This is a genomic window from Desulfobacterales bacterium (assembly GCA_034003325.1).
Classification (GTDB): domain Bacteria; phylum Desulfobacterota; class Desulfobacteria; order Desulfobacterales; family JAFDDL01; genus JAVEYW01.
Genome location: JAVEYW010000006.1, coordinates 266,550 through 274,560 on the forward strand (window position 1 = coordinate 266,550; position 8,011 = coordinate 274,560).

General features: G+C 44.7%; 7 protein-coding genes. 4 read left to right on the forward strand and 3 right to left on the reverse strand.

The annotated features are described in order from the left end of the window. Positions 1–2 precede the first annotated feature (2 nt). Complete coding sequence (locus tag RBT11_08855) at positions 3–773, forward strand: ADP-ribosylglycohydrolase family protein (GenBank protein ID MDX9786872.1); 771 nt, start codon at positions 3–5, stop codon at positions 771–773. Positions 774–1,288: 515 nt separating this feature from the next. Here the strand turns inward: RBT11_08855 and RBT11_08860 are convergent. After that, on the reverse strand, positions 1,289–3,217 hold the full coding sequence (locus RBT11_08860) for a ParB/RepB/Spo0J family partition protein (GenBank protein ID MDX9786873.1): 1,929 nt from the start codon (positions 3,215–3,217) through the stop codon (positions 1,289–1,291). Positions 3,218–3,260: 43 nt separating this feature from the next. Then, positions 3,261–3,707 carry a tetratricopeptide repeat protein gene (locus tag RBT11_08865; GenBank protein MDX9786874.1) on the reverse strand — a complete coding sequence of 149 codons (447 nt, stop codon included), beginning with the start codon at positions 3,705–3,707 and terminating at the stop codon, positions 3,261–3,263. A 771-nt stretch (positions 3,708–4,478) separates the two neighbouring features. Between RBT11_08865 and RBT11_08870 the strand changes: the two genes are divergently transcribed. From RBT11_08870 to RBT11_08880, 3 genes are all read left to right on the forward strand, one after another. Next, complete coding sequence (locus RBT11_08870) at positions 4,479–4,709, forward strand: hypothetical protein (protein MDX9786875.1); 231 nt, start codon at positions 4,479–4,481, stop codon at positions 4,707–4,709. 682 nt (positions 4,710–5,391) lie between these two features. Next, complete coding sequence (locus RBT11_08875) at positions 5,392–5,838, forward strand: universal stress protein (protein ID MDX9786876.1); 447 nt, start codon at positions 5,392–5,394, stop codon at positions 5,836–5,838. A gap of 211 nt (positions 5,839–6,049) precedes the next feature. Beyond that, entirely contained in the window at positions 6,050–7,342 is a 1,293-nt protein-coding gene (locus tag RBT11_08880) for a GMC family oxidoreductase (protein MDX9786877.1), read from the forward strand. A 165-nt stretch (positions 7,343–7,507) separates the two neighbouring features. Here RBT11_08880 and RBT11_08885 read toward each other — a convergent pair whose 3' ends face one another. After that, positions 7,508–7,864, reverse strand: a complete 357-nt coding sequence (locus RBT11_08885; GenBank protein MDX9786878.1) for a DUF1801 domain-containing protein — start codon at positions 7,862–7,864, stop codon at positions 7,508–7,510. Positions 7,865–8,011: the final 147 nt, after the last annotated feature.

Here is an 8,011-nt window from a genome sequence, read left to right on the forward strand (position 1 = left end):
TCATGATTGGTGCAATCGCCGGCGACATGATTGGTTCACCCTACGAGAGGCACCCCATAAAGACCAGGGACTTCGAGATCATCGTATCCGGGTTCACAGATGACACCGTCCTGACGGTCGCGGTGGCAAATTCCATACTTACTGGCGCCGGGTATGCTGAATCCATCATTGATTTCGCACAAAGATACCCGAACTCGGGCTATGGAGCATCTTTTCGTGATTGGATGTGGTCCGGGGACCCGAAACCTTACAATAGCTGGGGCAACGGTTCCGCAATGCGAGTTTCTCCGGTTGGATTCGCCTTCGAAACGGTAGATGAAGTGCTGGAAGAGGCTAAACGATCCGCAGAGGTCACGCACAATCACCCGGAAGGAACCCGGGGAGCACAAGCAACTGCTCTGGCAATCTTTCTGGCCCGGAAGGTGGGGAATAAAAAGATCATTCGAGACGAAATCGCCGGACGCTTCCCTTATGATATGAACCGGACAGTTGATGAAATTCGTCACGGGTACCGGTTTGATGTTTCGTGCCATGGATCTGTCCCCGAGTCCATCATTTCATTTCTGGATTCCTGGTCCTACGAGAGCGCCATCAAGAATGCAATTTCTTTAGGAGGCGATGCCGATACCATGGCGTGTATTGCCGGAGGAATTGCCCAGGCATATTATCGGGACATACCGGGGTGGATCGTTGAGGCAGTAAGTGAAAAATTGCCAGCAGATTTGATGGAAGTTGTCGTAAGTTTTCAGGAGAAATTTGGGTGCGGTGTCTGATCCGATGGAAGGGAACTTCCAGTGCGAACTGGATACTTGTGGAATTGGATTGTGTGCTAACGGTGGTGCTGATTGAACTGTGATGTGAGGGGATGTGTTGGTACTGCTGATATGGAGACTGGTACTGTTACCGGAACTGCTATTGATATGGAGACTGCTACTGCTACCTCTACTGCTACTATAACTATTTTATTACCACTATCCGGCATTTCCAGCCAGATTTTCAAGTGGAATTCCCATATGATTTCGATGGGATAACCGACCTATTTCGGATGGGTTTTCTGAAGCATGAATTTCCCCACAAACCTGATTCCCACCCTGGTCAGATCGTGCCTCGCAAATTATTGTAATTACGCCTGATACATGTTTTTCGTGACAAAACGTTCAATTTTTGGGCAGATCGTAATTACATGGTGGAGGGTGCTATTTACACTCACTCCCGGTGTAACGAAAAAATGAAACTGCCGGACAATAATTTTTTCATCTGACAAAGTTGAAACGGAATTTGTCTCACACTATGTCTCTTCATCCAGCTGCTCATTTGCCTTCAATACCGCACCAATTGCATTCCATATCTGATCCTCCGGTGAGGTGATAGTGACCTTGATCTGGTTACCTTTGGAATTCGAAACTGGTGAAATTTTGAACTTGCCGTTAATTTTCGAATTCTTGAAGGCTGCTTCAACTTTTTCTGCTATGTCATTTTTGGACTTCTGAAAGTCCTCAACTGCTTGCTGTTTTTTCAGTGCGGATTTAATTTGGTCTACTTTTTTCGTTAATGAACCTGCTTCACCTTGTAGAATGTCAGGATATTCCTTACCACTTTGTTTTTTTAGATTTTCGATGCGGCTATTGAGCTCTTCCTTTTCAAGAGAAAGGAAATTGTCTGAATATTTACATCCGAGAACATCATGCACGGACAGCTCAGATAGATTGCAGCAATGGAAAAGGTTATTTGAAAACCTTTCGAATGCTCTTGTCGTCTTGGGATAAGTTTGCAAATGATTCAATAACGCTGCGATATCATCTTCAGTGAAATCTTTTTTCCCGATTTCAAGTGCCGCGGTAGGGCTGATATTGCCTATATGAACAGCCTCCTGGATGTCCTTGTTTTTTATCGATGCCAACTTCAAATAGCGTCGTACGGTTCTGGTGTCTTTTTGAATTAGGTTTGAAAGACGATTCTCGATCACACTTTTTGATAGACGCTGAGGTTCCAATTCTCGTTTTAATCTGGCGCATCCTTGAGCAATCTCCCATAACGACAGATTCTTCCGGGCCAGATTTTCAGTGAAGCTGATTTGGTAGGCCTTATCATCCGGTACTGTCTCATCAAGAATTCTGGCTGGTACAGTCGTACTTGCATAACTATTCTTTTTTCCTAAAGCCACCTGTAGAGCAGCCATTCTTCTGAAACCTGAGATCAATTGGTACAGTTTGCCATTACTGGTAGAGCGTTTTCTGACAATGATGTTATTCAGAATGCCATTGATCTTGATCGAATCGACCAGGCGTCCGAATTCGGCTTCGTCAGAACTGAAATCATCCTGTCTGAATTTGAATTGAACATTGCCGGCATCCAGATCTATTTCTTCGGCTTTAATGTACCGGATAGAGCCCTTTTGGACAGCGCTGACCAAAAACGTTCTGATGGCATTAGCCATGGCCATTGCTTTATCTGAACAATTCGCGTTGGTATCTCTTATCCCGGCTTCCTTCAGCTCGATTTGCATGCTTTGCATAGGCAATTTTGAATCGTAGAGAGCTTGATTCAATCGGTCTCTATTCCGGCCACAGTACCATTTTTTTCTCCCTTCCACGATTATAGGCTTAGTAGGGGCTATGGCAACTTCCAAACCGCAATTGCGAAAATTTTCAATTAGCGGCCCAATTGTTTTTTTAAAATCAGCAGTGTACTTTGGTGCTCCACTCCATTGTCCATAACCAATAATTGCCTTTAATTCAGATGCGTTATCTTTGTATTCAGGTATTAGCTTGGCGACTTTGAGTGAATTTTCATCAGCAATGCCGTGGATATATAACACATATAACATGTCATAATTATTGATAATATGTTTTTTGAATTCAACAACCTTCTCATAAAATAGTGACTTCAGGGCAGGTGAAGCTGCATCACTTTCCTTGTAAAAGTCCGCAATGAATTTATCGGGATCAGCGTTCTGAACGCCGGCGGTTGACGTCTTGAGGAACTCTTCATTAATGACCGCGTAACAATCCAACTGGTCGGCCAGCTCACGAGTCAGCTTCCCAGTATTTGTATCGTCCTTATTATGTCCATGTGGCGCAACCAGTAGCACGCTACAATTGCCCGACCGACTTGGGCAGATTTCCTCTATCCAAGGGGACTCTTTGGCTTGAAGAGGTGCTGATCTTGTGGTGAGATCTGCTGGATCGGCCGTAACAAAATTGGGTCTCTTGATCATTGTTTGAGATCCCAATAGCAGGCACTTTTGGTGTCACTAAAACTCATGTTGCCTCGGAATGGTTTTTAGCCGCTTCAATTTTTTCTTTAATATCAGGAAAACTTGGATCAAGTCGGGCCACTTGTTCATAGTCCGACAATGCTTTCTTATAGTTTTTCAAATCCATCCAGCACTCACCTCGGTAAAAATATGACCACGTATCATTAGGATTCATTTCCAATTCTTTGGTATAATGAGCAATTGCAGATTCGGGATCATCCTTCCTAAAAAATTCCAGGTTTCCTAAATAGAAGTGTGGGGTTTCACCATTTCCAGAACTGTAATTTGAATCCCGGTAGATAATTTCTTTGAACATTACATACGCTGTTTTTTTCCACTCTATCCCGCTTGTATTGATAAAAAGAACGGCTTTCTGAAACAATGCATCTATATCCATGCCTCGTATTTCATCGAGGCTGACAACTAAGTCTGAAAATTCCGGCTTGTCCATTTATTTTCCTTTCCTTGGTATTTAAGGCACGGGTCTCAATTCAAAGCGCTCCTTATACATTTTGATATTTCTGGGCTACTGGTGATTCCGAAAAACGCTATTGTTTGTATGGCGCTGGGACTATGGATAAAAAACCTATCCTGTTTTCATATCGGCATGATGGGGGAGGGCTTTAATTTGATGGGGTGGAATAGGGAAGAGGCGAGTCGTTTTTGATTATCAGTGAGGGCCTGATGAATGGGGAATGCCTTGCACTCAAAAGTTGGAATTCGGTGCTGTTTTCTGGTACAAAAATGGGACACGCTGAACGAACCATATTTCGCCCATTTCGTTTATTTCAGTTCCGAAACGGTCTCTATGATATTGGAATTAGGGCAAAGCCTTGACTATCAACGGTTTTTACAACTTATAGAAAATATTAGAAATCGTACTCATAACCCGAAGGTCGCTGGTTCAAATCCGGTCCCCGCTACCATAAAAATCAAATGGTTACAGGTAAAAAGCTTGTAACCCTTTTTCACTTTCAGGGATTTTGTACAACCCCTGTACAACTTTTTTAAAAGGCAACCCCTTAAAACTCCTTTTAATCCATGCCCCGAAATAATCCCGCTTGACACCCTGTGTCCGGTCCGCATAGCCTGATCGAAACCCCTGATCAAAAAAAGGAGGATAACCCATGGACAGATTCGCCGAATTGAGGAAGGAATATCTGAAGAATCGGGACAAGAAATTTTACAAGGAACTGAAGGCTGCAAAGGACCTGGAACGCCATTGTCTGGAAAAGAGCAGATAGGCGCAGGAGCGGAAAAACCTGTTGATGGAAAGCGGGCTGAGGGATTACGAGGCGGACGAAATCGTACGGGCGGAGATCTGCCAGGCGTAACCGATTACCGGATCACCGGGAAAGATGCGCTCGGGGCAGGCAAGTCGGAAACAATCAGTGAGGCAAGGCCGCAAATCAGCTTATCCTTTTATGATATTCATGCCGGCAACCTTTCCTAGGTTTCTCAGAATCCTTTTCAAAAGACAAAATTTACCGATAACATTGCGGCAACTCTTCAGGCTGGAATCAAGAGCCCATAGAGCAGGGTCTTACCGTTATTACCCTGCCCGAAAAAGATTTCGAAAAATCCTACAGCTCAGAATTAACCGTTCCGGCGTATTTGATAGTTTTATTTACCGGGCCGCCACTGGTTACCATTGCTGAAGATATGACACCACGGTCAGGACGAAAATCCGTTCACACCCAAATGCCCCTGATGGAAAGCCGGCCTATGTTTAATTTGCCGCCGCAAATCATCCAACACCCTCGTCAAATGTTTCTGCCGATCCGCCGGCCAATCCGGGCAGAGGATAACACCATTACGCCGGATTTTAAATTGTATGATTTCTGTTTGAAATTATTCTCGTATCAAAGTGTTGGGTGAACCATAGATCGCCATGTGCTATCACAGCAATTAAGAAACCAAAAAAAGGCAACTATTTTAAAAAACAGCTAATAGCCGGTAATGTTAACGGTTTGACAGATTTTGTGATATGCTACTGTTATCTGGAATTGGCTATTTGGGTTCGCTGATTCCGCAGGTTCGGAAGTACCGCTTTATGTGATGGCTTTATCATCTTTGCAGGATCAACAAAATGTGGGCATGGCAAATAGACCCGGATAATTAAAGGAGGTTCAATAATGGACGCGAAAAAGATATTATGGCCGACAGACTTTTCAGGAATATCTGAAAAAGCCTTACCTTATGTAAAATCGCTCACCCAATACGGAGCAGAAGTCCACGTTCTTTACGTAATTGAGGATATTGCCCACCATGATGGGTGGTATGGTTCCTTTGAGGGAAAACATGTCAAGGAACTCATGGAACATCTTAGCAAAACAGCAACTAAACGGTTGGGACAAATCTGTGAAAAGTACCTTGATAGCTGTCCACTTTACATCAAACATATAGCAATAGGTGACCCCGCTAAAGAGATTCTAAAGTTGATCGAAAAGGAGAAGTTGGATATAGTGGTTATGGCTAGCCATGGGGAAAAGGGCAATTTTCGCTTTGGCAGTGTGGCAGAAAAAGTCGTGAAGAATTCCCCTGTTCCGGTGACTATCATCCCCGTTGAGCTGAACCAATGATGCCCATCCTTAATGTAGTGAAAGAAGCGACCGAATTAACAATGGATCCAATTAACCTTAATATATTTCCAAACAAATCGCTGGGCGCGCCCCGACATCGGCTCCACCGCTGGGGGGTACATCCACTGCCGGCAAATGTGACTTCTCTCCTATGCCTAATTTTTTTAAGTCCACATCTTATCCCTAATCACGCCAAAAAGGAGGGATTAAATTGAAAGTCACTCAAAAAGAAGTTGATGCCATTGTTGTGGGAAGTGGGCCGGGTGGCGCCACCGTGGCAAAAGAGCTGACCCAGTCCGGAAAACGAGTATTGATTCTGGAATGGGGCAATAATGCGCCTGTAAAAGGCACCGCCCGTCAGGCCGTTCCCCAGTTGTTCATGCCGGGAAAAAGCCTTCTGCTCACCAATGAACTGCTGAGCATTATCAGGGGCATCACAACAGGGGGCAGCAGTCTTTATTACTATGCTACGGCCTTTGACCCGCCGGTGGACATGCTACAATCCTATGGGGTCGATATCCGCAAAGAAATTGATGTGGTTCGATCCGAACTGCCCATCGGTAAACTTTCCGATGATCTGATTGGCCCCATGGCAAAACGGATCATGCAGAGTGCTTGCGACTTAAACTATCAGTGGCATAAACTTCCCAAATTCATATACCAGGACAAATGCCGGGCCGATTGTGACAAATGTACGTGGGGTTGTCCCTACGGCGCCAAATGGAACACCCGCATGTTTGTTGAAGAGGCAGTGAGAAACGGGGCGACGCTGATCAATGAGGCCAAAGTGGACAGGGTCATTCAGAACAACGGCAAGGCCATTGGGGTTCAATATCGTAAAAAGGGAAAAATGAGTCATGTTTACGCACCGCTAGTTATTCTGTCGGCCGGCGGAATGGGAACCCCGAAGATATTGCGCCGCTGCGGCATCGGCCGGGCCGGGTATGATTTTTTTTATGACCCTGTCATTTCTGTCCTGGGGGTGGTTGATGATATTCAGGGGGGAAAGGAAGTCCCCATGGTCTATGGGGTCCATATGGAAGACGAGGGATACCTGTTGGCGGACATGACCTTTCCCTGGGCCTTTCACGCCCTTAGCGCGGCACAAGTCTTCAAATTTCCGAAAATATTTGCCCATGCGAAAATATTACAGATCATGATCAAGATTCGAGAAGATTTGGGGGGGAGCCTGACAGAATACGGGGTTGTGAGAAAACGCTTGACCCAAAATGACAAAAAGAAGTTCGCCAGTGGTTATCATCGAGCCAAAGCCATATTGGAGAACGCCGGAGCCAAAGACATTTATAAAAGCTGGTATTCAGCCGGTCATCCAGGCGGAACAGCCAAGATAGGCGATGTGGTGGATCGAAATCTCATGACTGAAATTGACAATCTTTATGTATGTGATAATTCCGTGATTCCGGAAGCTCTTGGACTTCCGCCCACATTTACGCTGGTCTGCCTGGCCAAGCGCCTGGCCAAACACTTAGTCCCCCGGAAATAAAAAATCCGGATTTATGGGAGTTTGCCAAGCAGCAAGGACTCCCCGGTGATCCCATAAGATCCATTATCTGGGACAAAAGCTTATCGCCGAGTTTTTGAATATTATTCTCATATCAAAGGGTTCAGTGCGGCTGTGATCTGTCATAAATATCTCAGGCCTCTGAAATCAACTGCGATCAGCACTCACCCTAAACCTGACGATTTTACCAATTAGCCCAAGGGGAATCGGCTTATTCAACGGAAACTTCACTGAACCTTTCGCGCCTTCGTAGATAGATAGTTCGGTTTTGAATTTCGCGATTCCTGTCGGGGTAGGATAAAACCCGACATGTGTCTTGAAAGCAGCAAAATGAACCAGATTGCCTTCTAACTTGAATGTCGGTATTCGATGCGTAATCGTTTCTTTGGCTTCCGGCGCTGCCTTTCTGATCGTTGCTCTGATCTTTTCGAGTATCTTTTGAACGTCTTTGGGAAGGGCCGCGATGTACTCGTCAATTTCCTTTGGTGTTGTAGTTTCCTTCATATGATTCCCTTAGTCTACGGCCAATGCCGTTTCCTTAAGGAACTTAAATGCGTTAATACTTTAAAAATACAATCTGTTATGCTATAAATACATTGTTCTTTTGTATCAGTAAAAAATTCAAAAAAAGGAGAGAACAATGCTCAAAAA

Bases quoted from the DNA above. Each gene is read 5' to 3' on its own strand.
- RBT11_08855 (MDX9786872.1), top strand. From the start codon at position 3: ATGATTGGTGCAATCGCCGGCGACATGATTGGTTCACCCTACGAGAGG.
- RBT11_08860 (MDX9786873.1), bottom strand. From the start codon at position 3,217: ATGATCAAGAGACCCAATTTTGTTACGGCCGATCCAGCAGATCTCACC.
- RBT11_08865 (MDX9786874.1), bottom strand. From the start codon at position 3,707: ATGGACAAGCCGGAATTTTCAGACTTAGTTGTCAGCCTCGATGAAATA.
- RBT11_08875 (MDX9786876.1), top strand. From the start codon at position 5,392: ATGGACGCGAAAAAGATATTATGGCCGACAGACTTTTCAGGAATATCT.
- RBT11_08885 (MDX9786878.1), bottom strand. From the start codon at position 7,864: ATGAAGGAAACTACAACACCAAAGGAAATTGACGAGTACATCGCGGCC.